Genomic DNA, 25612 nt, shown 5'->3' with positions numbered 1-25612 from the left:
AGTTAGATCGCCATAACATTTTAATTTGTTTACGAATTTAAAGATACTTTAGATCTATCACAACAGAGATTTATAGACAAAAAAGGTAACCTTAACCAAAACAGGATTTTAACAGCCAACCTATCACAATTCCTAAACCTCCAAATCTAACAGCTTGCCAAAATGGTGTTTTTATGCTGTTCCAACCAAATAAACTGCTTTCTAAGTTCAATTCTATTATTTCGAGTTCTGTCTGTATCTGTTGTAACTCTTCTCGCAATTTATGAGTTTTCTGGCGACGTACTTCCAGTCGTACTTCTTCCAAATGATACTGGAGTTCTGCTTTGCGCTTATGATAATACTGAACTTGAGAATAACGTTCCTTTATAGCAGCAAGCTTAAGCTCTACCTCTGCCAATGCTTGTGCCAGCTCCATCTCTGAAACTTTTAATTCCTGATTAACTGGGACATCATTTGAAAACTCATCATTTAATTTTTTTGGAGAATCTTCTGGAGAAGGATTCATGCTGGCATACTTAAGTATAGTAAGTTTAGTGGAACACATTATCTAGGTAGATATGCTCGATTCTAAATCAACTCCTGCAACTATGGCTAACAAATTAGAGACTTCTAATCATAGAGGTTTACAAGAATATAGTACATTAGAGCTGGCTCAAGCTTTAGCCCAAAGACTTGCTATACCAGAAAGAGACTGGCATCGACTCAAGTCTAATCGCCAAGTTCGTGCATTAGAACTAACTGTAGCTGCCTTAGTTTTTCTGATTAAGGGTCAGCCCACCGAGGCGATCGCACGTCTAAACCAAGCAATTAGGTGGTTAGATCGATCAATATCAGCACCACCATGTCCAACTCATGGTTCTCAGAAGAATTAATTAGTTTAAGTTAAATTAATTATTCATCGCACCAAGGGCAATCTAGAGTTATTCCTTACCTTTTTGCACAGCATTAACTCTGTGCCCTTGGAATTCCATTCAATATAATCGAAAACTTGGTAGATAATGTATATTCCTCGACCACATTCTTTTTCATCATCACAATCTGTGTAGTTTTCCGGATCATCATCTGCAATTTTTTGGTTATTTTGGTTGGGTCTACAAGGTGGTTTAAAACCAGGACCTTGGTCTGATATCACCCACCAGTAGTGGTCTTTGACAATTGAAAAACGGACTAAAACTGTTTTAGTGGGGTCTAAATTATTCCCATGCTTTGTCGCATTTACTAACGCCTCTTGTAATCCTAATCGCAGTTCTGGATGCCAGTGTTTAGGAACATCCGCCAGTAGCAGATCGAGGATCGGACACAAATAGAGGGTAGAAGCGAAGCTAATTGTCACCCAATTTTGACCTATTTGACGTGGACGTGATGATATAGCAATCACTTAAAAAACTCCCTAGCCTTTGTATGGGGTATATTCAACAACTACTTCTGTCAAGAGTTGTTAATCTCCTCTACAGTTCAAAAAGCTTTTATTTGAGCATCGCTGCCCTCATGTTTCCTATAGTATCAAAACTCTTAATAAAAATAAAGTACCTAAGCAGAATTAGTGCAAATTCTTGGAGATGTTCTACTTGGAGGATCTAATATCTATTCTTGGGACTGGAGCAAAAAACACTATAAAAATAGCATCAAAAGATTACATAGTAAAGGTCTAATCTCTAAATTAGCCTGTTTATTTATCTATCTAGAGTTGAAAAATACTCCCTATCTCTCAATCTCCTCATATCTTTCTTAAATTGATCCCAAGATCCCAAATTGGTTCTACAGGGTATTAAGATAACTTCTAACTAGAGGTTATGGGCGGTCAAATATCGCTACAGTCACTTGTCATGTCTATAATTACTTTGGTTTGAACCCACAAGCAAAGATTGATTTTGACTCTGACTCTTGTATCCTGATTCCTTATATTTTTATTGGGATCATTGATGATAAACATTCTGTAAATTAAGATAATTCGATCCCATTTAATTTTTGATATAGTATTTAATGTAATTTAATAAATGTTTATAGTCTTTAATATATGTTAACTAAATCAGTGCTTACCACAGCTACAGTTCCTGGTAGTTATTGGCAATGGCGGGATCAGCCAATCTACTACTTATCTGCAGGTAAGCCTGAACAACAAGACCCACCCTTACTATTAATACATGGCTTTGGAGCATCCACAGACCATTGGCGCAAAAATATTGCAGGTCTCAGCCAGTTTTTTCAAGTTTGGGCTATTGACTTACTGGGATTTGGACGTTCAGGCAAACCAAACTGGCAATATAGTGGCCAGCTATGGCAAGAACAGATCAATGACTTTATTACCGAAGTCATTGGTAGATCGGTAGTCTTAGCAGGAAATTCTCTTGGAGGTTATACAGGATTATGTATAGCAGCTCAATATCCAACTTCTGCAGCAGGTTTAATACTCATTAACAGTGCCGGACCATTTACTGAATCTCAATCCACTCCTAAACCTCCCTTGTGGAGAAAAGTTATTTTTCAAAGCACAAAATGGTTACTGTTACAAGAATTACCTAGTTTTTTATTATTTCAATGGACGCGACGACGTAGCAATATTAGAAAAACACTACAGAAAGTTTATTTAGATCAGAGCGCTATTACAGAGCAACTAATAGAAGATATATATCGACCTTCTTGCGACCCTGGTGCAGCTAAAGTCTTTGCTTCTATGTTTAAGACACCATCTGGCCAGAAAGTTGATTTTTTGTTAAGTAAGTTAAACTGTCCCCTACTTACCCTTTGGGGAGAAGCTGACCCTTGGATGAAAAGCCAAAGCAGGAGTGCCCAATTTCGCAAATATTATCCTCACTTAACAGAATACTTCTTAAAAGCAGGTCATTGTCCCCATGACGAAGTTCCTGAGCAAGTTAATAAATTAATTCAGGAATGGGTTTTCTCGGCGGTTAAAAGACTTTAGGATATTGAGTATAGGTTTCTATTATTTGTTAATCAATAAAAACGAGGATGCATCCTAGGGTTGAGCATATCATCTACAGGTTTATTGCCCTTGAGATGTTGTAAAACTATTAATGGGACATTATTAGGTTTGACTCGATAATACCAAATTTCATCCGGGATAACTCGTACTGTAGGGCCGGTGCTACATTGGCCAAGACAACCACTGGCCTCAATATTGACATCAACCAAATTTTCGGTCTCAGCTTTGAAGGTCTCTAGGACTTCTTGAGAGTTGTGGCGCAGACAAGACTGATTCTGGCAAACAAATACATAGCGATCGCTAGAGTTAATTTCCTGTTTTTGGCCTTCAGATATTGACATTAGTCATAACTTCAACTTTTTAATATAGCTTTATTCTGTATTTTGACATCCTCTCCGTGCTAAAGCTAGGGAGATTCCCACACCACTACGAGACTTTCCTCTGTCTTTGAGTTGACTTACTTAGTTTGGTTTTTCCCATCTGAGCAGAGGCAAATCTCTCCAAAGGCGTTACTTTCCTTGTGCCCCAAAGTAGTTGATAGTTTTTTCAATGGGGATTGAAGTATGCTTTTTGCTGCGTTTTGGTGCCTGTCGGCAATATAACCGCAATGGAAGCAATTATGAGTCCTGGTAATGAGATTTTTGACAACAAGAATATTGCAGTTAGAACAATTTTGAGAAGTATATGGAGGTTCTACAGTTACCACAACTACACCATAAATACTGCCAAAATATTCCAACTATTCTCTAAATTTGTACCATGCTGCATCTGTATCTGTATATCGACTCAGCTAGTTAGCAGTTTTTGATCGTGTTACGCACTTTCAGGTTTTCAATCGCTACCAAGTCGCTAGACTTTATGACTCGCTGTGCTAACTTTGAGCACCATTCGTTACTTCTTGCGTAATACCTTAAGATGCTCTGTACCTAGCCTAATATATTTCTGCTTCTTCTCCTATTTTGGGTACGAGATAAACGACGCTCTAATTTTTTGATTTTTCTTTCGCCTTTTCTCAAAAATTTCGGATTATCTACTTTTTCACAGTGAGAATCTGTATAGAAATGATTTAAACCAACATCTAAACTTACTTAAATTCCTGTGTGGCTTACTTTCTTCCCTAGTATGGTCTATAAGAAATTGAACATAATCAGGACTTACGCAAAGACACTATATATAGCGCATGACAAAGAGAGCGATTGCTTACGCAAAGCTCCGCTAACGCCAGTTAAATTTTAATGCGCCCCCCTAAATTTTCTAACCAAAACTCAACTTTTAAGAAGTTAAATAAGTGTGATTTTGATTGAAGGATATTTTAGTTCAGAGAATAGATACTTAGACAATAATTGATGCTTAAGCTTATAGATAGTTTGACCAATAATAGTTGCCAATTTCTTCAAATAATTCCAAGCTAACATCGCACAAGCAATATGATTTCTTTGGATTTGATTCAAACGACATTGACAACGCTCCAGTCCAGTTAATTGTTTAATTTCTCTGTGAAATTCTTCGATTTTCCATCTAGTTTGGATTTCAAACTCTACCTCATCATTACAGGATTGATTCAGGTCGTTAGTCGCAATATATTCTGTTCTGTTTGTGGAAACAGTAACCCAGAATAATTTGACTGTCTTGAGTGCGTCTTACATTCTGAGGAGACCTCAGAATTACGCACTCGCTTTTTTATCTCTAGGAAAACCTTGAATTTTAATAATTTTTCCTGATACTAATTCCCACTCATTCCATGTTAATTCTTTCAGTTTTTGATATTTTTTTATACCTCCGGTATCGTCTACTAAACGATTACTTTTTAACGGATAATAGTAAATTTCACCTAAATTATCCACTAAGGCCATGAGTCTTTGGGTTGCATACCAGCTATCCATTAATACTGTTTTTACTGGTATTTTCTTCTTTTTTACTACATTAACCATCATTTATTCTACATGATCTATTTGACTTTTTTCATCACTCTCTGGATCATAAATACGATAATCTATAATCCAGAATTGAACTAGAATGAGGATTAAAATATAAGCAGTTAACTATTCCTATTCCACGAACTACCCTATGTTCATTACCGCTATACTGACGTCGAACAAGTGCTATTTTTGGGGAATATTTTTTATTGATAACTGTATCATCAAAAATTAAATAACCATCTTCAGTAGTTATAATTTCTTCCCGGACCTTTTGCCACAAAATTTCTGCCCCTAAATCAATGCTTTTTAAATAACGGTTAATTTGATCGTGGCTAACTTCTTCTAGATGATCGGCAAGATTTGTTAGGGTATAATTTTTCTGGCTACTTATTAAATACTAGCAATATTTTAAATAATTAAAATTTATCTTAAATATATTGATAAATAATTATTCGACATACTGATTTAGTATACCAAATAATATCAAGTAACTTGACTTAAGCTTTTTAATTTTTATATTTTTTTCAAGGGATCGCTAAATAGATAAACCTTTATGGATGACACTATATAGAAGCCATTTGGTATCTATTTAACAAGTTGCAAGTCCAACAGTCATTTGGGTTTGATGATTCTGGCAGCCATTTTTCGTAATTTTTTGGTCTCCTGAACCCCTACAGTTATTAAGCTACTTCAAACGGCTTTCCTGAAGGCTTTACTTTTCAACAAAAGATACGCTTAGGGGTTCTATATAGTGTCTTTGCGTAAGTCCTGATAATAACTGTCGTGTATTCTTACTACTCTGATTTGGTTGATTTAAGTACCTGGACAGAATTAATTTAATATTTTGGCGGTGGTAGGCAAGAAGGCAATAGCTAAGATTTAAAGGGAACATAGCTGATTAGTAAATACACAGCAAATACACAAATAATTTTGTCTACTGGCGTGTCAAGACTAAAATGGTGGGTTAGGAGCGAGTAACCTTGAAGACCTCTCCCCCAGCCCCTCTCCTGCTTTTGAGAGGGGAGAAATTCCCCCCCTTCCCTTGTAGGGAAGGGGGTTGGGGGGTTAGGTTTTTTAATCCACATTTTCAAGCTTGACACGACACTACCTACTGAATAGAAATAAAGGTTTTGACTACCCCATAGCTTAAAAGTGCCTGCTTTGAATCCATCGTTGAAAGTTAAATAGTATCTATTTTCTGATAATTTCCATCTGCTAGTTTTGTAGTCTACTGAGTCTCTTATACCAGTTTAAAAAAAGAATGTTACGAATAGTAAGGGCAAAAAAAAGACTTTACAGGATATGTATATTTGACAAAAAAGATGATTTATTACCTAAAAAATGGTACATAAGCTATTCCCATACGACTCCTGACTCCTGTCTCCTGACTCCTAAGTAGTAACCTAAATATTTGTAGCAAAAATTTATCAATTTGGTATTACTTGGTATTTTTTGAATTTTGGATAGCTCTTTTTACCTACCACCTTAGCTCTGTAGTTTGGATAAAACCTTTCTATGGCTGCCCATACCCTCTGCGTGGGCTTGTCTGGCTATAGAATTTAGTTTTTAGGCCCAAGGAAAGTTAGGATTATGAGTTAGGTATGCAATATTTGTAAGTATCATTACGACTAAAAATTTCTCTATCTATAACCATGCTCTAATAATGCTATTAAGTACAAATCTGCCGATACGAGTAGCTAAATCTAGCAGTTTGTACTGACTGTGTGTGCTTTGTATTTTCATTTCATAGATGGGCATAGAAAAAATTTTATTGTTTAATGCTACGATAAATTTATAATAAATAAAACCTGAAGCTGTCCTAGAAGGAGAGCTATTTAGACCTCAATTATCAGTAAGCTTTGATTTAATCAAGATGCGATGCTATATTACGTTGTACTTTACTTTTATAATTACTATTGAAGTAAAAAAGTAAATTTGTACTTAGTATTTTTATTTTATAACTATCATCATTAGTCTAACCAGAAAAAAATTGCAGAGGTAACTATGAAAAACAAAATTGTATCAGATGTCATGAGCTACAATCCAATCTCTGTTACAGAAGAAATGCCCTTGAAAGAAGCAATTAAAATTTTGGCAGAACAACGTATTAGTGGTCTTCCTGTAGTCAATGAAAACGGAAAATTAGTTGGGATCGTATCAGAAACAGATTTAATGTGGCAAGAAAGTGGAGCTACTCCTCCACCTTATATTATGCTGCTAGATAGTGTTATTTTTCTAGAAAATCCAGCTCGTTATGAAAAAGAAATTCATAAAGCTTTGGGGGAAACTGTTGGAGAAGTAATGACTAAAAATCCTCTAACTACTACACCTGACCAACTACTTTCAGCAGCAGCTAAACTTATGCATGAGCGTAATATTCATCGGTTGCCAGTGCTGGATGAAAATGGCAAAGTGATTGGTATACTAACTCGTGGAGATATTATTAGAGCTATGGCAACTGAGTAATTTTGATATTATTCAACACAATTTATTGTAGGGGAGCAAAAATAAACAAATGTAATAATTAATTATAGAAATGATAATTTACATTGCGATAAGATTAAGCCTTATACTGAGCATTTGTTCACAATAGAGTATTGATTAAAATTACTAATAAGGTATGCTTGTAGGTAAAAAAAGAAATATTGATAATCGCAATATTTAAGGGTAGAGAGCTTCAAAAAATTCAAACAATACAATTTATGGAAATGAGTGTTACCCCAGATTCAATTCAGCAACTACTAAGATCTGAAGAATTAGGCGATCGCCTGCGTGGAGTTAATCAATTACGTCAAATAGGACCAGAGAAGGCTTTTGAATTAATTCAAACTCCAATCAAAGACGAAGATACTCGTGTTCGTTACGCTGCGGTAAGTCAAATGTCAAGCTTGGGAGAACAAAACTTAACAATATCCGAGGAAATATTGCGTGACTGTCTGCTCAACGATCCTGAACCAGATGTCCAAGCAGCAGCAGCAGATGCTCTAGGAGCATTAAAAATCACCCAAGCTTTTGACGACCTGCAAAAGTTATATCAGAACACTCCAGAATGGTTAGTGAAAGTTAGTATAGTTGCAGCAATAGGAGAAATGGGAGAACCAAAAGCATTATTTTTACTAGAAGATGCTCTGAAATCAGACAATGAACTAATACAGACTATGGCCATTAGTGCCTTAGGGGAACTAGGAAATTTAGCCGCTATTCCTTTACTCAAACCTTTTGCAGTCCATAGTGACTGGCAAATTCGCTATAGACTTGTACAAGCTTTACATCGGTTAGGAGGTCTAGAAGCAAAACAAGTTATAGAACAGTTGGCCAACGACTCATTTGAGCAGGTAGCTCAAGAGGCCAAGTTAGCACTGAACAGCTAATGTAGTAAAACAGGTATAGCTATGAACTATCCCCGGCTACTCTAGCCTCGAGTCGGCTCTCTTACTATCCCTTGCCCATAGTTGCTTCATGCTTCGGTAATCAGTAGAGCTATGGGACTAGGGATATCAAGAGGACATTTCTTGCCCCCTTGCCGAAGTTAAACATATCTGGGCTACATGAATGTATCGATCTGGTGTATGACTACAGTGTCCCCTAGGACAATAAAGCGTAGTTTATTGAGAATATTCTCCAGTTTATTCACAATATGCGTTTGCCTTGGATGGGGATAGAAAGTATTCAAGTATTTTTTCAACTTTTTCTCGTATACCCTCTCTACATTTCCGGATCTATCCTTACTGTGGAAAAAACTTAATCACCGCAAAGATACCAAATGGGTTATGTAACTGTTTAACTGAACATGATATTAATTGAACTTTTACTAGATGATACTTACATATTGACTACGTTAGAATACGAGTAAATATTTAATTTGCTTAGAAATTATAGTATTAGCGAGAGGAAAAACTCTATGTTCTTAGATGAATTGACCCCAGTTGTGAAAGAATTGATTGAACAGCCAGTTGCGTTCTTCGGAGGCTTTTTCTCTGGTGTACTTCGATTAAATCTTAATGATGACCCTGTTAAAACTTGGCTTGAGCAGCAGAATGGTTATAGTTATACTAATGATTCTACCAAAGAAGCAAATAATGGGAAAAGTGAAGGTCCTCAATCAATTACTATAGAATAACATAAAGATTTACCTTACTTATAAGCTTCTGCCAATTTCTGTGTATTTGCTGCATTAGATATAGGTGCGAAATAGAATGTAGAGACATTCTATGTAATGTCTCTACAGTATTCTTATCTAACTTTGATGGAGACTCTGAGGGAATCAGTTTTATAACCGATTTGGTTTTCCATACTTTATACTTACTAAAAATATAGTCAAATTTAAGTAGAGGAGAGGAATCCCAACTCATTAGCGTCGCGTCTCCTCAGCAGTACCGCGTTGGTACTTGACCCCCCATTCTAAATAAGTTTTCTTTTTTACTTGAAGTATTATTCAATTGATTGTCTAAAAATATATAATTACCTACCTTATAGCTTGCTTGTCACCCCGTGAGAGGTGATACACAAGGTAGTAATTGCTATATATTAAGCTAGTCGCTGTACAGCTAACAAAGTAATATCATCAAACTGGGTAGCACTACCAGTATGCTCTAAAACACTGGTAGATATTTCTTCGAGTACAGACTCTGCTGAAGTAAATTTTTTCTCTACAAGTAACCGCAATTTTTCATTGGTAAAAAATTCACTTTGACTATTACGAGCTTCGGGAACACCGTCCGTGTAACCCAACAATATTTCTCCAGGTTCTAAGACAGTTTCTTCAATTGTAAAATTCATATCTGGTAACATTCCTACTGCTGGACCTGTAGAATTTAACTCCTGCTTTATTCCTCCCATCGCATCAAGAATAAATAGGGGTTCATGCCCACCATTAATATAAGTAAGTTTACCGTCATTTATATCTAAAACTCCAAAGAAAAGGGTAGCAAACATTCCTACATCACCATGATTTTTAGCAATATAATTATTAGTACATTCGACAGCTTTTAAAGGATGATTATTATCTTTATTCACTAAAAAACTCTTCATTTCTTCAACTGAATTTTGACCAGAAAAAATTCTAATCAGGCTGCGGAATAAACTCATAAATAATGCAGCTCCTACTCCTTTGTCACAAACATCAGCAATTACCAACCCAACTGTATTATTAGAAAGCTCAAAAACATCATAAAAATCACCAGCAACTTGTTTCGCAGGTTGAAAAAAAGCTGCTATTTCCCAACCATTTTGTTGCAAAATTTCAGCAGGTAAAAAGTTCTTCTGCATCTGATGACCTTTCTCTAATTCACTATTTAGCGCTTGAGAATAAGCTTCAACTTTTTGTAGACTTTCTTGTAATGCAGCTTCAGCTTTTTTTCGTTCACTAATTGCCTCAGAAATTTTTATAAACATTAGCTCAAAGGCACTAATTACGTATCCCAATTCATCTTTTCTCTGGAGAGAAACTGACTCAAATTCCGGAGGTTCTTGATCCTTATATATTGCTTCCCCTGCTTTATTTAAGTCACACCTCAATAGTAAAATTGGATTAATTACAATTGGTTCTAAACATAGCCAAACTGTAATTGTTAAAAATAGAGATATAATAATAACTAAACCAATAATTCGGTAAATATAAGCAAGCAATTCTGGTCCAACATTAGAAGCGTCATGGCGAATAACAATAGTGTAGTCTGTTTGCATATCTTGTCCAGACCAGATTATGTCATCATAGCGAAGATCGTTGATAGAAGATTTCGGAGAATTACTGAGATCGGAAAGTTGTAATTTTGGAGATTGACCAAATGTACCTATTTTTTCTCCATCAGCAGTATAAACATCCCCTCCTAAAATTGGCATATCAGGCTGTATAAGTTCTGATAAATGATTGACAAGTTCTTTTCCTGAAGCGTTAGGATAAGTCATCAAAATCCAAGCTACTTTTCCAGAAGACATTTGCTTAATTTGAGAAAGAAGTTCTTGTTCTCGTCTTCTGACAGAAGGAATTAAAATAATTCCTTCTATGACAATAATGCTAGTAAAAACACATAGCACTACACGACGAGATAATTTTGATTTTAGGCGCTCGCTAATCGAATCACATAACTTTTGAATAGCAGATTTTTTGCTATTCTGCTGATGTTTATTTATCTCAATTTCTGCTTGATGACTTGAATTAGTTGATAACATAGACTTTAACCTTTATTTTTATATTAAACTATGTTTTGATATCCTATCTAAACGGGGTTGCAATTCAGGATAATGAAATTATATGGGCAATTCCTTTGTGGTTGCCCCATTTTCTAAATAGGGGGGCACTATCCTTACACACTAATCATTTTGTCTTATGCAACACTCTCTCAACTATTATATATTATTTTAATAGGGAGAGTACATTAATAAAATTTAAACTATAAAAATTATAGTTTAAATTATAAGTAACAAAATAGTTTTTTAGTTGATTAATATTTACCATTAAATTTTGGTATTATAGTCAATTGGAATTTCTATTAAAAAATCTTTTCCTCCCTCCGGTGCTGAAATACAAATCAATTGTCCCTTATGATTATCGACCACAATTGAATAACTAATAGACAATCCTAAACCAGTGCCAGAACCAATGAATTTAGTAGTAAATAAAGGTTCAAAAATCCTTTGTCGTACTTCCTCTGTCATACCACAACCATTATCAAAAATTTTAATTTTTACCGATTGATTATCTGTCACTTCAGTTTTAATTAAAATTTGAGAATTTTGATTTTTTCCTCCCCTTGCCATTGAATTCTCTAAGGCATATATAGCATTACTAATAATATTAAAAAATACCTGATTCAACTCCCCAGGATTACAAACAACTAGGGGTAAATTTCCTTACTCTTTCACGATATTAATTTTTCTAGTACTTTGATTTTCTATCTCCTGTGAATCATGGTAACAATGTTGCAAAACTGATAGAGTAGAGTCAATATTTTCGTAGATATCTATTTTTTTTCCTGATTCATCTAACCTGAAAAAGTCCGTAATCTCTCGACAATATTAGTAATTCTCTCGGCTTCAAATTTCATTTAATTTAATAACTTATGCAAATCTTAAACTAAGAATTATATTTATAATTTTGAGAGGGTATCTTTAATTAAAGGTTTAGCTTGAGGATATTCCTGCTGGTGTACATTAATTGCTTTTACCAAGGCATCAACATATTCTATCGCATACCTAATATTGCTATGAATAAAGTTAACAGGATTATTAAGTTCGTGAGAAATTCCTGCAACCAACTGCCCTAAAGCTGACATTTTCTCAGTTTTAACTAATTGCAATTGGGCGGCTGACAGTTGTTCTACAGTTTTTTCTAACTGGTTTACTTGAAGTTTGATTGTTGCCTCCCTTTCTTCAAATTTTTCATTAATTTTCATAAGCATTAGCTCAAAAGCATTAATTACTTCTCCCAATTCATCTTTATCTATGAAGAGAAACTGACTCAAATGTAGGCGGTTCTCGATCGTTGTATATTGCTTCCCCTGCTTTATTCAAGTCAGACCTTAATAGTAAAATTGGATTAATTACAATTAGTTCTAAAAATAGCCAAACTGTAATTGTTAAAAATAGAGATATGATAATAACTAAACCAATAATTCGGTAAATATAAGCAAGCAATTGTGGTCTGACATTGGAAGCATCATGGCGAATCACAATAGTGTAATTTGTTTTCATATCTTGTCCAGACCAGATTATGTCATCATACCGAATATTTTTGAAAGAACATTTCGGAGAATTACTAAGATTGGAAAGTTGTAACTCAGGAGATTCACCAAATGTACCTATTTTTTCTCCATCAGCAGTATAAATATCCCCTCCTAAAATTTGCATATTAGGTTGTATAAGTTCTGATAAATGATTGACAAGTTCTTTCCCTGAAGCGTTAGGATAGGTCATCAAAATCCAAGCTACTTTCTCATAGGACATTTGCTTAATTTGAGAGAGAAGTTCTTTTTCTCGTCTTTTAACAGAGGGAATCAAAATAATTCCTTCTATGACAATAATGCTAGTAAAAACACATAGCACTACCCGACGAGATAATTTTGATTTTAGTCGCTCGCTAATTGAATTAGATAATTTTTGAATTCCAGATAGTTTGCTATTTTGCTGATTTTTATTCATCTCAACTTTTGTTTGATGATTTTAAATACCTGGTATATTATACTCTGGGTTTGATACCATCTTTTTTTTATACCAGTTTCAAAAAATACTGCCACATTAATTTTTTTTGAGTAGTTAGAGGAAACTTTAGTTTCGATCTTGAGGATAAAAGAGTTTTTATAACTCCTTTACTCCCTACTTCTACACTATAACTATCTCTTTTGAATTTCGTATCACCTCCTACTATAAAATATCGTATTTTTTCTAAGAATAAATAATTAGTATTAATAAAAGAGTGAGTTTTTTATATGTTACCCGAACTTTTGTTTTAGGAAATTTTATCTGTAATAAATGAATTGATTTTTGTATTGTTTAGGTTTAGGTTCTTGTAAGTTGGTTAAAGTATTTTAGTTTTGCAGTAATCGATATTGTCTGATCACATTTATATTAATCCAAAAACCTCAGATACATTAGCTTTGCTGCAATGACTAAAAAATGGAAATCAAAGAGTATCAACTGCTGAAATATATCTATACTTAAGAGCTTAATCAGTACTTTTTCCTCTCCTATTGAGTTAAATTTATTACTTTATTTTTAGGGAAATTTATTCCATAATATATAAAAAAACCGCCAACCTTAAAATCATAATTTCATAATTTAATTCTAGGATGCCAGAAATGGGAAATCAGAATAAAATTTCTATATTAGGTGTTTATTTTTGGGTTTTACTAGATACCCTAACAATAGTAAAACATTCATTCAAGTATATTAGCATTGAAATAAGTTATTAATTATTCTCAATTTAGAAACAGCTTATATTCTATTTAGGAAATTCTCATAATTAACTTATCTGGTTCTCATCATTAACTGCAAGTAGTAGAAGAGTAGTTATATTAACCAATAATCCACTTTTCTGCTTCTTCAGAAGGTAAAGGTTTAGAGAATAAATAACCTTGTCCAAATTCACAATTTAGAGATTTGAGTTGTGTGAGATGAAAATCTGTTTCGATACCTTCAGCAATGACATCCATGTTTAAAGTATGTGCTAGTGTCATAATTGCCTGCACAATTTCTAAATTTCCATTGCGATCGCCAATTCTTCTGACGAAAGACTTATCAACTTTCAAAGTATTAATTGGAAAACGATGCAGATAACTCAATGAAGAATAACCTGTACCAAAATCATCAAGACTAATTTTAATATTCCTCTCTCTAATTTGTGTAAGTTTTTCTGTAATCTGGGTTTGATTTTCCATTAACATACTTTCTGTAATTTCTAATTTCATATTTTGTGGTTGTATACCTATTTCTTCTATTGTTTGATCGATAACTTTTACTAAATTTTTCTGCTGTAATTGTTTCCCAGATAGGTTAACACTAATTTTTAAATTATCTGCCTGGGAAAACTTTTCTTGCCAGGTTTTCATTTGGCGACAAGATTCCCATAAAATCCATTCACCTAAAGGAACAACTAAACCTGTTTCTTCAGCAACAGGAATAAATTCTGCTGGGGAAACTAAACCTTTGCTAGGATGTTGCCAACGCACTAAGGCTTCAAAACCAGCAAGTTTATTTGTAATGAGGTTAATAATGGGTTGGTAATAAACAATAAATTCTTCACGTTCTAATCCTAATCTTAGGCTAGTTTCTAACTCTAAAAATCTACTAATTTGAGTTTGCATAAGAGGGTCAAAAAATGCATAATTTGCTTTGCCATTTTCTTTAGCATGATACATAGCTAAATCAGCATCTCGGAGAATATCTGACCATTGATGGTATCTCGAAGAATTAAAAGCAATACCTATACTACAACTAATAACAATTTCTTTCTCTCCTAAATAAAAAGGTAATTGTAATTCTTGATTAATACGTTGAGCAATAACTGTGGCTTCTGTTATCGAATTTAAGTTTTCAACTAGGACAGTAAATTCATCCCCTCCTAGTCTGGCTAAAGTATCAGATGTACGGACAGCTTTTTCTAATCTTCGGGCAATTCCTATTAATAATTGATCGCCTACAGCATGACCTAAACCATCATTAATAATTTTAAAACGATCTAAGTCAATAAATAAAACTGCAAACAAATAATCTGAATTACGTTGACTATATTTAATTGATTTCTCTACCTTTTCTCTAAACAAATTACGATTGTATAAACCAGTTAAAGAATCGTGAAAAGCATCATAATGTAATTTTTTTTCTGCTTGTTTACGCTCAGTAATATCTATTGCTATTGAGATTACCAATTTCCTACCATCTAGCAGTTTACCTAAAGGTGCAGAACTAAAATCCCAAATCCTTTTTTCTCCACTAGAAGTTTGAATAGTAAATTCTCCTTGGTCTGATTTTTGGTCAATATCGTACAATTTATTGATGTCTGAAAGTAAAACTTCTTGATATTTTCCATACCTGCCATCAACTTTTTCAAACCAGTCATAGATATTAGTAATTTGGTTTTCAGTATAACCAGTTATTTCTCTCCAAACTTGATTAATTTGAATCACCTCTCCACCTTCAGCATGAATCATAATTGGAAAAGGTGCATTGATAATTGCTTTGCGGAAACGTTCCTCACTTGCTTTTAATGCTTCTTCAAACTTTTTTCGTTGAGTTATATCCCGGAGAAAACTGACAAAGTAATTATTACTAGGTATGTAGTTAACATTCACTTCAATATTTATTATGCTGCCATCTTTGCAACGATGCCGTGTTTCAAAATAATCATTACCTTTAGCAATTACCTGCTGTATATGTTGAATAACTATTTCTGGTGTTTCTTCTACTTCTACATCAGCAATAGACATTTGTAATAATTCTTCCCGTGTGTAACCAATCATTTGGCAGTAAGCATTATTAACTTCCAGAATACGTTCCGATTTATCTTGAGCACCTACAATCCAAAAACCCTCTAAAGTCTGATTTAAAATTGTCTGATAAAGCTGTTTTGCTTCTATCAATTCTTCTTCTATTTGTTTGCGCTCTGTAATATCTATAGCTAACCCTTCAATAATAATTTCATCATTTTCTAGTTGTCTACTAATGGAGCTATCAAAAAACCAGTGCCAATTTTTTTGAGCATCTTGAATACGGTATTCAACCTCAAAATTTTCTCCTAAAGAAAACTTTTGAATCACTTCTTTAATTTTGGGTAGATCCTCTGGATGAATTGAATTTTGCCATAACCAGGGATGTTCGTATAGGTATTCAGGAGAATATCCTAGAACTGATGTGACATGAGATGAATAATAAATTCCGCCCCGCTTATCTGAAAATTGATAAATTATGGCTGATAAATTTTCGATTAACCTTTGATATTGTTTTTTACTGAGTAATGCAGACCTAATTTTTTGACTCTGCTTGATTTTCTCTTTGATTTTCTGTTGTAATTTGTAATTAATAGTAGTTAGTTGTTCTGTGGGTTGTTGAACTTGTTGTTCCAGTTGAACATTTAACTGACGAATTTCTGCTTGTACTCTCTGAAGACGAGAAAACGGAAGTAAGGAATAGTAACGCCATAATACCATCAAACTTGCTGTAAGTAACAATAACCCACTCATCGTCCAAAAAATCAGGGTATTTGTCCAGAAGGGTGTTGGTTTGCCATACCATTTAATGTAAATTTCTTGATATTCTTTACTATCAACAAAACTCTCAACTGCTTGATTGACTGTTGCTAATAATTGGGTATTATCTTTACGGACGGCGATCGCTCTTTTAATCTCAACTAGAGGTTTACCTACAACTTTAATTTTTTCATCTAATCTAGTTTCTTTTGCTAATTTCCAAACTACAGGTTCTGGATAAATAAAAGCATCTATTTCTCCTGCCAATAATTGTAAAAGAGCTTGAGTTGGAGTATCAAATATTTTGATAATTATTCCTGGTTGTTTTTCTAATAAATCAATTGCGACATTTCCTTTGACTACACCTACTTGATGTTCGTTTAAATCTCCTATATTTTGAATGTGATTATGATGTTGACGGACAAAAATGGAAACATTAAAAGTTTCTACAGTTGCAGTAAAAGCAAATTTTTCTTTTCTTTTATTTGTAATCCCCATATTAGGTACTAAATCTACAGCACCACTTTCCAAATGTTTTCCAACATCTTGCCAATTATCTTCTATTTTATAAATAAGTTTCAAACCTACCGTTGCAGCTATTTTTTCCATAACATCAATAGCAAAACCCACAGGTTTACCATTTTCATCAACAGTATATTGTGGAGGAAAATTTCTGGGCATTGCTACAGTAATAGTTGTTTGATTTAATTGTTGTCTCGCAAGCTGTTTTATTGATGTTTGAGAAATAGATGGAACAAAAGCAAAATCATTCAACACACCCAGACTTGCTTGAGCAAAGACAATTGTATTTATACGGGGATATTTTTTTAGGAGAAAAGCTGTAGCTAAAGAGGTTAATTGATTAAATGTAAGTATGCCAATACTGAAACTGAATATTATTAAATAGCCAAGATTTGGACGCATAAATAAATAGTCTATTATTGATTCACTTAATATAACTTAATCTAGCAATTATCAAATTAATATTTCCTATTTCCTAAAATTCAAAACTTGTGTATTTGACAAATTTCAAAATTGAACTGCTATATCAAGTCACCTCCAACAACGAGAAACAGAGATGTATTTTATTTTATCCTTCCTGTTCACCTAATTCTCAAATGCCTGAATAATATAGAGTATAGGATTTTTCAGTCAGGGTTAGGTACACCTATCTTTTTTCTTTTTTGTTGCCTATTGCCAGTTAATTGTTGGTTATTTCTCCTTTCTTGTTGCCTGTTGCTTGTTGAGTGTTCCCTAAAACCTAGAATTTTATACTTCATATCAAAACCAGGGATAAAAAGGTACTTTCTTGCATCTGCTTTTTATATCATGTATCCACTTTTTTTATTCAATATTTATTCCTTTTATCCTAGAGAATTAAAGCTTTCTTACTTGCCACTACTATAGCAATCCGATCATTGCTCGTGATAATTTTTATCATAGTTAATTTGAGCTAAAAATATAAGTAAATTCTGGTTGGTAACTCGTGATTTTGTACGGGCATTAAGGATAGTTATGCACCAGCAAACGACCGTTTTATCCCCAACATAAAACACCCCTATCACCAAAATATTACAACTTAAATAGGATTGCTATACTTGTAGCTAACATTTATCACTCCTGGTATTATTTATACCAATTTGAAAAAAGAATGTGACGAATAATAAGGAGAGTCAAAATACTTTACGCAATTATCTCTCTTTGAAGAAAAGGAGATATTCACTAGATATCTCCGAAAATAGTCGAACGCTTACTATAACTATCTTTTGGTGAGAGATATAGCTGCCGCTAGGCTCCGCCAACGCAAATACTTAAGATAGTTAATTTTTACGGTTAAATCAGTATTATAGATAGTTACTATTAAAAAATGACTCAAAAATAGCCATATAAATTCAATAATTCCTATCTCAATTAAGGTTGATTTAATACTATAAAATAAATGTCCCTATTCGTAATCTAACAAGGCCACAAATAGTCATAATTATTTGCACATATTTATCAGGATTTAGCCTAAACCTTGCTTGAGCTACTCGAAATATTTTTAGTAATCTAATTATATATTCTACAAAAATTATTTCCGCAGCAAGCTCTTTATTTTCGGACTTTTCCTGACTGCTTAATTCTTTATTTTGGGACTTTTTTTTAGGTTTTTTTATTGCCGATTCTCCAACGTAAGCTTTATCCCCAGTAAATTTTTGTTTTGGAGAGAATTTTTGTTGTGTTTCACGAAAAAAATTTATTTCACTTTTTTTTCCTGGTTTTCCAGCTTCGACATCAACAATATCTTCACCATTAGGTAACACAATTACCTAACTTTTTCTCGTATGACTTTTTTTCTTTACCGAATAATATTCTTTTTTTTTTCATATTTTTTTTGTCTTTCTATGGCCTGTTCATAACTATCTATTATTAATTCGTACTCTGTTAAAATTTCGGAGACAATTTCTAGGCCGCTTGAGTTTTTTTACCTGTTCTAGCAAGCTCGGTGGTAATAATTATGCAATTATTGGACACTAGCAATTAAATATATCATTAGCAGTTGTTTCACTGACTCCGAATTGAATTCCTAGTAGTTGAAATGTTGTCAAATGTCTCAAATATGTTAAGGTTAAAATGATTTGTTCTGATGCTGATAACTTAGGTGGTCTATCACCACCACTGGAATAATTCGGACTTTTTTTGTTGCTATTAATTCCTGCCGTTTTTCATGTAATTTTATTGCTTGTGTTAATAATTTTTCTAGTTGCTCATACTTTATTCCCAATAAACGTTGTGCTTCTTGAGGATGACTTTGGATATGTTCTAATATACTTATACCCCTCATAATTGATAGTTAAAAATAATAAAAATTATTATTATACCACAACTTGATTTATTTTTCGGAGATGTGTACTCTAATAAACGATATTTAAACTATTTATTCTGACTCCTGACTCCGTACATAGTAACTCAACTATTTGTAGCCAACATTTGTCACCCCTAATATTATTCATCATATCTAGCAAAAACTTGAGTTAATTCTGCTGCAGTCAAAGTAGACAAAAAACCTAAAGTATAGGGTTCCTCACTAATAGCTAAAGCATAAGAAGAACGCAAATAATTCAAATAATCAGAATCATTCCTCACATACATCTGAAAAAATGCTAAACCCAAAGCATTAATATAAGACTTAATCACAGGGGAACTTGCACTAACTAACTGATTTAAAGAGTCATCATCTACAGATTCTACATCCTGAATAGCAGTCACATTAAAATCCAGATGTTTTGCCCCTTTTGTTAACATAAAATACTTCTCTTTTACTGGCAACCAAGTAAAAGGATAAACCTGTTCTATTACCACCGGAGTTAATTGATCTTCGCTACCTGCAACCCATAAAATCGGTATATTAATATCACTGAAACCTGACTGACCAAATATACTCCGATTCACCGGGTCCATGACTAATACTGACTTAATTCTTTCATCCCGCAAATTATAATTTTTTTGAGGCAATTCCAAGGCACGACATTGTAAAAATAAGGCAGGATTTAAAGATTTAATCTGTGGCAAACAATCTTGTTTTAGTTGTTCAAAATTAATTTTTGCTCCAGCCAAAGCTAATGCTGTATAAGCACCAAAAGATTTACCAGCCATTCCCACATTTTTTAAATTAAGCTTTCCTTGAAATTGAGATTTATTTCGCAGTTCTAACTCATCTAATAAATAACTAATATCTAGAGGTCTGTTAATAAATTCTTGGAGTTGAAATATGTCTTTTTCTTCCCCATCCAGAAAAGCTTGAAAATGATTAAAATCACTCCCTGGATGTTGTACTTTTGCCACAGCAAAACCATAAGAAGCTAAATGTTTTGCTAAATGTTGCCATTGACTAAGTTTGGCAGCTAAACCAGGAGAAAGAATTACTACTGGCATAGTTTGATTTTTTGGTAGATTATCAGGTAAATAAAGATTAACAATAAATTGGCGTTGACGACTTTTATCGTATAGTTTAATAGTCTCTTGATAGAAATAAAAATTTCCTGGTTGGCGTAAATCTGGCAATCTGGAAAAATTTACTTTTGGTTCAGTATTAGCAGCAGTTAATGTCATTTGCTGAACTTCTAGTAGCAGTTTTTCTGTATCTTGAATCAAGCTAACAAATTCTCTCTTAGTCGCCAAGATTTTAATTATGTCAAACTGAATTTGACCAGAAAAATTCTGTAATAAATCTATCGGGGTAAAATCTTGAGATTCAGCCGTTGTGATTAAAGCTTCTCGAATAGCAACAGCACCATTTGTACCATCTACCTGAATCATTTCTCCCAAATAATTCAGTAAATTTTCTCCCATTTGAGAATATAAACCTTGACCAAGTTGTATGGGATTAATCTTGAGTTGAAAATTGAGGATATTTCGCAATTTTTCTTGATTTTCTGCATTAACAAAAAGGAGATAAAGTTTTAATTCTTCATCAATTTTACCTGTTTCAGCATAATTTTCTAAAGCAGCCAAAGAGACTCCTATTCTCAAAATACCGTAATTCAAATAAACTTGTTCTGCTGCTTTAGCTGAGAAAGTTGTTAACAAAAAGGGAATAGTTCCTAATAGTAGGGAACCTAAACATAAAAGTATCCTTTTTTTTGTTTTGCCACGACGTTTTTTTAAAATAGCTAGATTTATTTTTCTATTCATTATACTAATTTGATAAATGTTTGCTAAATTTTACAGCGCTTCCCGTTGTTATGAAGTACAAAATTTTATGTTTGGGGGAATAGAGAATAGAGAATAGGGAATAGGGAATAGAAAAGAAAGAAAACAACTATAACTAATAACTTTGGGAATGGCTATATGTACCTCATAACTTCGGAAACTGTTGTATTGAATGGGGGAAAATTAAACAATTAATAATTAGGGTTTGCTGATTAAATATAAAAGCATTGACAGATAAAGGTTTGAGGATTTTTAGGTCTGAAATACTTTGGTTTTCAGCTCTTGATGCTCAAAAAGTTAGCATTTCTAGCCCATAGTTGGGCAAAAAAATTACTCCCCTACTCCCCTACTCCCCTACTCCTTAAAAAAGACTTTTTCAGCAAATCCTAATTCTGATTCTCTGAGAATAGAAAAGAAGGAAAATAACTGTACTTCATAATAACTTTGGGAATTGCTATATTTGTACTTCATATACAGGACTTACGCATAGACGCTACCTGTAGAGGCAATTCATGTTTTGCTGGCGCAAAGCTTTCCTAAGGTCATGCTCCGCAAACGCTAACGGCTGAATGCGTTTGCTCCTCTGTAAGAGGCAGGATTCCGTAGGAAATTGCCTCTACATAAAACGCAATTTAATAGATGTTTTGCGTAAGTCCTGATATATTTGGAATACCCTGCATATAAAATCTCATTAATTAGCCATAATAAAAATGTTTTTCCCTATTCCCTACTCCCTACTCCCTATTCCCTATATTACTTTTGTTGATTCACACAAAAATCTAGACCCTCTAACTGATAAGGAAATAAATCTTTAAACCATTTTTTATCAATAGGTATAGATTGATCACCGTCAAGAAAAGAATTAATTTTAGTTTGCCATCCAGAGTCATTATTAGGAATAATCATCCCATAAAAATCACAAGTTAAAGGTTCTTCTGGCACTAACTTATAATTATTAATATCTAGATTTTGTCTTACCAATTCCCCAAGAGATAAAATCCCATCATTAGCCAAAGTCTGAATTTCTCCTTTAACCAGAGATTCGATAGCTTTATTAATACCTATACCACCTTTAAAATAAACTGCTTCCGATTGAGGATATTCTGTTTGAATGAACTTTTCAGTAGTAGTATTCCTCAACACACCTGTTTTCACTCCAGCCAAATTATCATCAGGATTTATTTGTGTTTCTTTTTTCACTAAAAAATGAGTTCCTGTAACAAAGAAAGGATTAGAAAAAGCAACACCTTTAACATCATCCCTAATCGTATTCGGACCACATTCTAAATGTACAATTCCATTTTGAACTAATTGAAATCTGTTTTCTAGAGTAGAGACAATTTCTATAACTTTAACACCAGTTGAAATATTTAATTCCTGAGCAATATTTTCAGCAAAAGCATCAATAATATCTTCACAATAACCAGCCCATTCTCCCGTTTTATCAACATAGCCAAAAGGAGTAGCATCTCGTCTCATTGCTACTTTCATTACTCCAGTTCTTTCTATTTCTTCCAATATAGTTTCTTGCCGTTGAGGAACCTTAGCAGTAATAGGTGGAGGTATGATTTGTTTAGGGGGAGAACTACCATAAGCAGTTATTAATTGTTGTGCTGTTAAAGATTGAATTAAATTTAAATTCAGGGAATCTTTATTCATCACTTTTCCATAAGAGGCAGTTAAATATGGTTCATATTCTGATTGATTATCTAGGTATTTTTTAAAGAAAGCCACACTTAAATTTTTTAAATAATACTGTCCTACTTCCGGCGTTGGACCTTGTAATACTTCTGGCAAACCAGGTATTAAAGTGCTAGTAGAAAAATGAGTTCCTGGAACTAAAAAAGCCAAATATTTATCTGAATTATTGTTCATCCAAATAAAAGGATGAACATCTTCTTCTATCCCTGGAGTAAGAATATCGTGACTACCTCCCATAATTAAAGTCGGAATGGAAATATTTCTCATTTGTTCAGGTCCGAAAACTACACTTGTTAAGGGAAAATAAGCAAAAACTGCCTTAATACGAGGGTCTCTTAACTCATAGTTTGAAGGTGGTAAGTAACTAGCACGACATTGCAACAATACCGATACATTTAAGCTCAATTTTTTCGGGTCACATTCTTGATTTAGTCTAGGCAAATTAATATTAGCACCCCCTAAAGATAAGACTGTAGTAGCACCAAAAGAATTTCCTAATGCACCGACTTTTTCTAAGTCTATTTTAGATTGCCAATAGGAGTCAGTTTTGACTAAATTTTCCAGTTCATCTAATAAAAATGTAAGGTCTGATGGGCGGCTAAGATATTCAATAGGACTGATATCTATATCTACTTCTCCTTTCAGAAAAGATTGACGATATGCTAAGTCACTACCTAAATGTTCGACTCCTGCTAATGCAATACCATAAGATGCTAAATGTTCTGCTAAAAGAATGCTTTTTTTCTCCGCTCCAAAACCATGACTATAAACTACTAAAGGTACTGGTTTAGAGATTCCTTCAGGTAAATAAATATCAGCTTCTAGAGTATAGGAACCTGTTAAACCTGTGTAAGTTTGACGCAGACTATTTATTTCAAAACTAATAGATTTTTTAGTCACTTTATAAGGACCTAAGTTACTCAAATCTGACAGTTGAGAATAATCCCTTTGCGGGTCTGTAGAAACTTGTTTTTCTGCCTGTTCAGTAATTGCTGTAATAGAAGTATCTCGATATTCTTGGAAAGTTGTTAATTCATTAGAAAACTCAGATAAAAAATCCGTACTTATTCTGATTGTTTTTGCGGGAAATTTTTTGATGATATTAATAATAGTAAAACCTTCTTCTGGATCTGATGCAGCTTCAATTAAAGCAGTTCTCATAGCATCATAACCATTAATATCAGGATTTATTTGTACTAACCGACCTAAATATTTAAGGAAATCTTGCCCCATAGCCATATTAGTAATGCGAGAAATTAATTCAGGCGGTATATCAAAACGTTTTTGCAATATATTCCGCAAATTTGATAAATCTTCTTTTGTCATAAAAGCAGCATAGAAGCCAAAATCATTAGTAATTCTCCCTTCTTTAGCAAATACTTCTAGAGAATCTACAGACATATATAAATCTGTGAGATTAGGAACTTTAAATACGATACTTTCAGCATTCATAGCAGGTTTTGGTTTCAACATATTTTGTAAAACACCAATGCTAATTATTCCTGCTATTACTAGAACTTTTGTTAATAACTTTGTTGATCTGCTAGATTTTTTACTCATTTTTTATTTCTCTCATTAATCTCAAAAATGTATTTATAAATACCTGAAATACCTGTGTAAAATGAATTTAACATTTGCCAGGGCACAGGAAATAGACAATAGGAAATTAGAAAAAAAATACTTGTATACTGGAGTAGTAGATATAAACAATCATTCCTACCTACTTAACCTAACCATTAAATATACAATTAATTTTGCTTGACTGCCTAAGAGCAAAAAGTCATGGATAATTATAATTGATAATTTTGTTAAATTTATTAGTATTATTAAATTTTTATATTTTGGTCATTTCAGTTATCAGTTATCAGTACCTCCTGCTACACCAGGAGGCTTGAAATACAGAATATTCCTTTTTTATCCCCTTAAAAGAGAAGACTTGAGACCGAAATTTTTCGGTCAATTAGGCAAAAAAAATGTAGGGAATTTATATGGAAATTCCCTACAATGGTTTCAGAATAATGTTTATTTAATTAATGAATAATGGATAATTACCTCTGGTTAAAACCATCAGATTGAATGATAGTAAATCTCCTAAGTAGACAGTGGTAAATTTTGTGCTTTATGTATCAAATTGTAAACTTCATCGGAAGTATTCCATATCAATCACTTGAGGCTTTTTATAGCTAAATATCCAACATTTTTTTTTCCCTTGTTCTACTTAGCAGTTTTCTCTTCGTCGATTGGATATGGCAAGGTTTCCAGCTCTTGCAGAGACGCTACTAAGTGAACCATCCCATCCTAACAGAATGTTCCACAAATGACCGCTTTTTATCTTGAAATAGAAGGCTTTAAACCGAATTGATTAATTATCAATTATCAACTATAGCAATCCTAAATTGGTAGTAATATCATGTCTGGATAATTAGTCATAAAAAAAATTTTGTTTGTAGTAGGGCTTTATCCCGATAATGGATAGATAGGGCTAAAACCCTACTACAAGCTTTAATTATAACTATTCAACCGGACATGATATAACAAGTTTTATAGTAGTTAATTTGAATGGTTTTAACCTGAGGTAATTATCAATTATCAATTATCAATTATCCATTATCAATTATCAATTATCAATTATCCATTATCAATTATCAATTATCCATTATCCATTATCCATTATC

The 25612-nt window shown here is 33.3% G+C and carries 19 protein-coding genes and 2 pseudogenes; 5 read left to right on the top strand and 16 right to left on the bottom strand.

Annotated features, from left to right (window positions below; all coding sequences use genetic code 11):
• Positions 1-91: 91 nt before the first annotated feature.
• The gene (locus ACP6PL_RS12095) at positions 92-505 is read right to left on the bottom strand and encodes a sll0565 family protein (protein WP_426545507.1); all 414 of its coding nucleotides are present in this window, start codon (positions 503-505) and stop codon (positions 92-94) included.
• Between the two features lie 82 nt (positions 506-587).
• On the opposite strand from ACP6PL_RS12095, the gene ACP6PL_RS12090 reads away from it, so the two are divergent.
• Positions 588-872, top strand: a complete 285-nt coding sequence (locus ACP6PL_RS12090) for a DUF6439 family protein (RefSeq protein WP_426545506.1) — start codon at positions 588-590, stop codon at positions 870-872.
• Positions 873-895: 23 nt separating this feature from the next.
• On the opposite strand, the gene ACP6PL_RS12085 is transcribed toward ACP6PL_RS12090, so the two are convergent.
• Positions 896-1378, bottom strand: a complete 483-nt coding sequence (locus ACP6PL_RS12085) for an ATP-binding protein (RefSeq protein WP_426545505.1) — start codon at positions 1376-1378, stop codon at positions 896-898.
• Positions 1379-2017: 639 nt separating this feature from the next.
• Between ACP6PL_RS12085 and ACP6PL_RS12080 the strand changes: the two genes are divergently transcribed.
• Complete coding sequence (locus tag ACP6PL_RS12080) at positions 2018-2923, top strand: alpha/beta fold hydrolase (RefSeq protein WP_426545504.1); 906 nt, start codon at positions 2018-2020, stop codon at positions 2921-2923.
• Positions 2924-2955: 32 nt separating this feature from the next.
• Here the strand turns inward: ACP6PL_RS12080 and ACP6PL_RS12075 are convergent, their stop codons facing one another.
• The 4 genes and pseudogenes from ACP6PL_RS12075 to ACP6PL_RS12060 all read right to left on the bottom strand — a co-directional run bounded on the left by ACP6PL_RS12075 (position 2956) and on the right by ACP6PL_RS12060 (position 5254).
• Complete coding sequence (locus ACP6PL_RS12075) at positions 2956-3285, bottom strand: (2Fe-2S) ferredoxin domain-containing protein (protein WP_426545503.1); 330 nt, start codon at positions 3283-3285, stop codon at positions 2956-2958.
• A gap of 116 nt (positions 3286-3401) precedes the next feature.
• Positions 3402-3650, bottom strand: coding sequence for a zinc ribbon domain-containing protein (locus ACP6PL_RS12070; RefSeq protein WP_426545536.1), 249 nt, complete (start codon positions 3648-3650; stop codon positions 3402-3404).
• Positions 3651-3870: 220 nt separating this feature from the next.
• Positions 3871-3972 (bottom strand): annotated as a pseudogene (locus tag ACP6PL_RS12065) (hypothetical protein); the annotation flags it as partial.
• A 252-nt stretch (positions 3973-4224) separates the two neighbouring features.
• A pseudogene (locus ACP6PL_RS12060) lies at positions 4225-5254 on the bottom strand (IS701 family transposase).
• 1613 nt (positions 5255-6867) lie between these two features.
• On the opposite strand from ACP6PL_RS12060, the gene ACP6PL_RS12055 reads away from it, so the two are divergent.
• From ACP6PL_RS12055 to ACP6PL_RS12045, 3 genes are all read left to right on the top strand, one after another.
• Positions 6868-7329, top strand: coding sequence for a CBS domain-containing protein (locus ACP6PL_RS12055; RefSeq protein ID WP_426545502.1), 462 nt, complete (start codon positions 6868-6870; stop codon positions 7327-7329).
• A 242-nt stretch (positions 7330-7571) separates the two neighbouring features.
• Complete coding sequence (gene nblB, locus ACP6PL_RS12050; protein ID WP_426545535.1) at positions 7572-8234, top strand: phycobilisome degradation protein NblB; 663 nt, start codon at positions 7572-7574, stop codon at positions 8232-8234.
• Positions 8235-8764: 530 nt separating this feature from the next.
• Positions 8765-8983 carry a ssl0294 family protein gene (locus ACP6PL_RS12045; protein WP_426545501.1) on the top strand — a complete coding sequence of 73 codons (219 nt, stop codon included), beginning with the start codon at positions 8765-8767 and terminating at the stop codon, positions 8981-8983.
• 407 nt (positions 8984-9390) lie between these two features.
• Here the strand turns inward: ACP6PL_RS12045 and ACP6PL_RS12040 are convergent, their stop codons facing one another.
• The 10 genes from ACP6PL_RS12040 to ACP6PL_RS11995 form a co-directional block, all read right to left on the bottom strand.
• Positions 9391-11034: a PP2C family protein-serine/threonine phosphatase gene (locus ACP6PL_RS12040; RefSeq protein WP_426545500.1), complete on the bottom strand. Its 1644-nt coding sequence runs from the start codon at positions 11032-11034 to the stop codon at positions 9391-9393.
• A gap of 285 nt (positions 11035-11319) precedes the next feature.
• Complete coding sequence (locus ACP6PL_RS12035) at positions 11320-11679, bottom strand: sensor histidine kinase (protein ID WP_426545499.1); 360 nt, start codon at positions 11677-11679, stop codon at positions 11320-11322.
• Positions 11680-11951: 272 nt separating this feature from the next.
• Positions 11952-12257 carry a hypothetical protein gene (locus ACP6PL_RS12030; protein WP_426545498.1) on the bottom strand — a complete coding sequence of 102 codons (306 nt, stop codon included), beginning with the start codon at positions 12255-12257 and terminating at the stop codon, positions 11952-11954.
• Between the two features lie 43 nt (positions 12258-12300).
• Entirely contained in the window at positions 12301-13002 is a 702-nt protein-coding gene (locus ACP6PL_RS12025) for a hypothetical protein (protein ID WP_426545497.1), read from the bottom strand.
• A gap of 872 nt (positions 13003-13874) precedes the next feature.
• Complete coding sequence (locus ACP6PL_RS12020; RefSeq protein ID WP_426545496.1) at positions 13875-17468, bottom strand: EAL domain-containing protein; 3594 nt, start codon at positions 17466-17468, stop codon at positions 13875-13877.
• 1004 nt (positions 17469-18472) lie between these two features.
• Positions 18473-18847: a transposase family protein gene (locus ACP6PL_RS12015; RefSeq protein ID WP_426545495.1), complete on the bottom strand. Its 375-nt coding sequence runs from the start codon at positions 18845-18847 to the stop codon at positions 18473-18475.
• A gap of 210 nt (positions 18848-19057) precedes the next feature.
• Positions 19058-19132 (bottom strand): transposase family protein, encoded by a 75-nt coding sequence (locus ACP6PL_RS12010; RefSeq protein ID WP_426545534.1) that lies wholly within the window; start codon positions 19130-19132, stop codon positions 19058-19060.
• Between the two features lie 20 nt (positions 19133-19152).
• Positions 19153-19368: a hypothetical protein gene (locus ACP6PL_RS12005; RefSeq protein WP_426545494.1), complete on the bottom strand. Its 216-nt coding sequence runs from the start codon at positions 19366-19368 to the stop codon at positions 19153-19155.
• A 161-nt stretch (positions 19369-19529) separates the two neighbouring features.
• The gene (locus ACP6PL_RS12000; RefSeq protein ID WP_426545493.1) at positions 19530-21218 is read right to left on the bottom strand and encodes an alpha/beta hydrolase; all 1689 of its coding nucleotides are present in this window, start codon (positions 21216-21218) and stop codon (positions 19530-19532) included.
• A gap of 771 nt (positions 21219-21989) precedes the next feature.
• On the bottom strand, positions 21990-24497 hold the full coding sequence (locus ACP6PL_RS11995; RefSeq protein WP_426545492.1) for an alpha/beta hydrolase: 2508 nt from the start codon (positions 24495-24497) through the stop codon (positions 21990-21992).
• Between the last annotated feature and the right edge of the window lie 1115 nt (positions 24498-25612).

It is taken from the genome of Dapis purpurea BLCC-M126 (assembly GCF_050015975.1).
Taxonomy (GTDB): domain Bacteria; phylum Cyanobacteriota; class Cyanobacteriia; order Cyanobacteriales; family Microcoleaceae; genus Trichodesmium.
This window is presented reverse-complemented; position numbering and strand designations above follow the sequence as displayed.

Excerpts from the sequence above, each read along its gene's own strand:
- ACP6PL_RS12095 (WP_426545507.1), bottom strand. The coding sequence starts at position 505 with ATGAATCCTTCTCCAGAAGATTCTCCAAAAAAATTAAATGATGAGTTT.
- ACP6PL_RS12090 (WP_426545506.1), top strand. The coding sequence starts at position 588 with ATGGCTAACAAATTAGAGACTTCTAATCATAGAGGTTTACAAGAATAT.
- ACP6PL_RS12080 (WP_426545504.1), top strand. The coding sequence starts at position 2,018 with ATGTTAACTAAATCAGTGCTTACCACAGCTACAGTTCCTGGTAGTTAT.
- ACP6PL_RS12075 (WP_426545503.1), bottom strand. The coding sequence starts at position 3,285 with ATGTCAATATCTGAAGGCCAAAAACAGGAAATTAACTCTAGCGATCGC.
- ACP6PL_RS12055 (WP_426545502.1), top strand. The coding sequence starts at position 6,868 with ATGAAAAACAAAATTGTATCAGATGTCATGAGCTACAATCCAATCTCT.
- nblB (WP_426545535.1), top strand. The coding sequence starts at position 7,572 with ATGAGTGTTACCCCAGATTCAATTCAGCAACTACTAAGATCTGAAGAA.
- ACP6PL_RS12045 (WP_426545501.1), top strand. The coding sequence starts at position 8,765 with ATGTTCTTAGATGAATTGACCCCAGTTGTGAAAGAATTGATTGAACAG.
- ACP6PL_RS12040 (WP_426545500.1), bottom strand. The coding sequence starts at position 11,034 with ATGTTATCAACTAATTCAAGTCATCAAGCAGAAATTGAGATAAATAAA.
- ACP6PL_RS12030 (WP_426545498.1), bottom strand. The coding sequence starts at position 12,257 with ATGAAAATTAATGAAAAATTTGAAGAAAGGGAGGCAACAATCAAACTT.
- ACP6PL_RS12025 (WP_426545497.1), bottom strand. The coding sequence starts at position 13,002 with ATGAATAAAAATCAGCAAAATAGCAAACTATCTGGAATTCAAAAATTA.
- ACP6PL_RS12020 (WP_426545496.1), bottom strand. The coding sequence starts at position 17,468 with ATGCGTCCAAATCTTGGCTATTTAATAATATTCAGTTTCAGTATTGGC.
- ACP6PL_RS12005 (WP_426545494.1), bottom strand. The coding sequence starts at position 19,368 with ATGAGGGGTATAAGTATATTAGAACATATCCAAAGTCATCCTCAAGAA.
- ACP6PL_RS12000 (WP_426545493.1), bottom strand. The coding sequence starts at position 21,218 with ATGAATAGAAAAATAAATCTAGCTATTTTAAAAAAACGTCGTGGCAAA.
- ACP6PL_RS11995 (WP_426545492.1), bottom strand. The coding sequence starts at position 24,497 with ATGAGTAAAAAATCTAGCAGATCAACAAAGTTATTAACAAAAGTTCTA.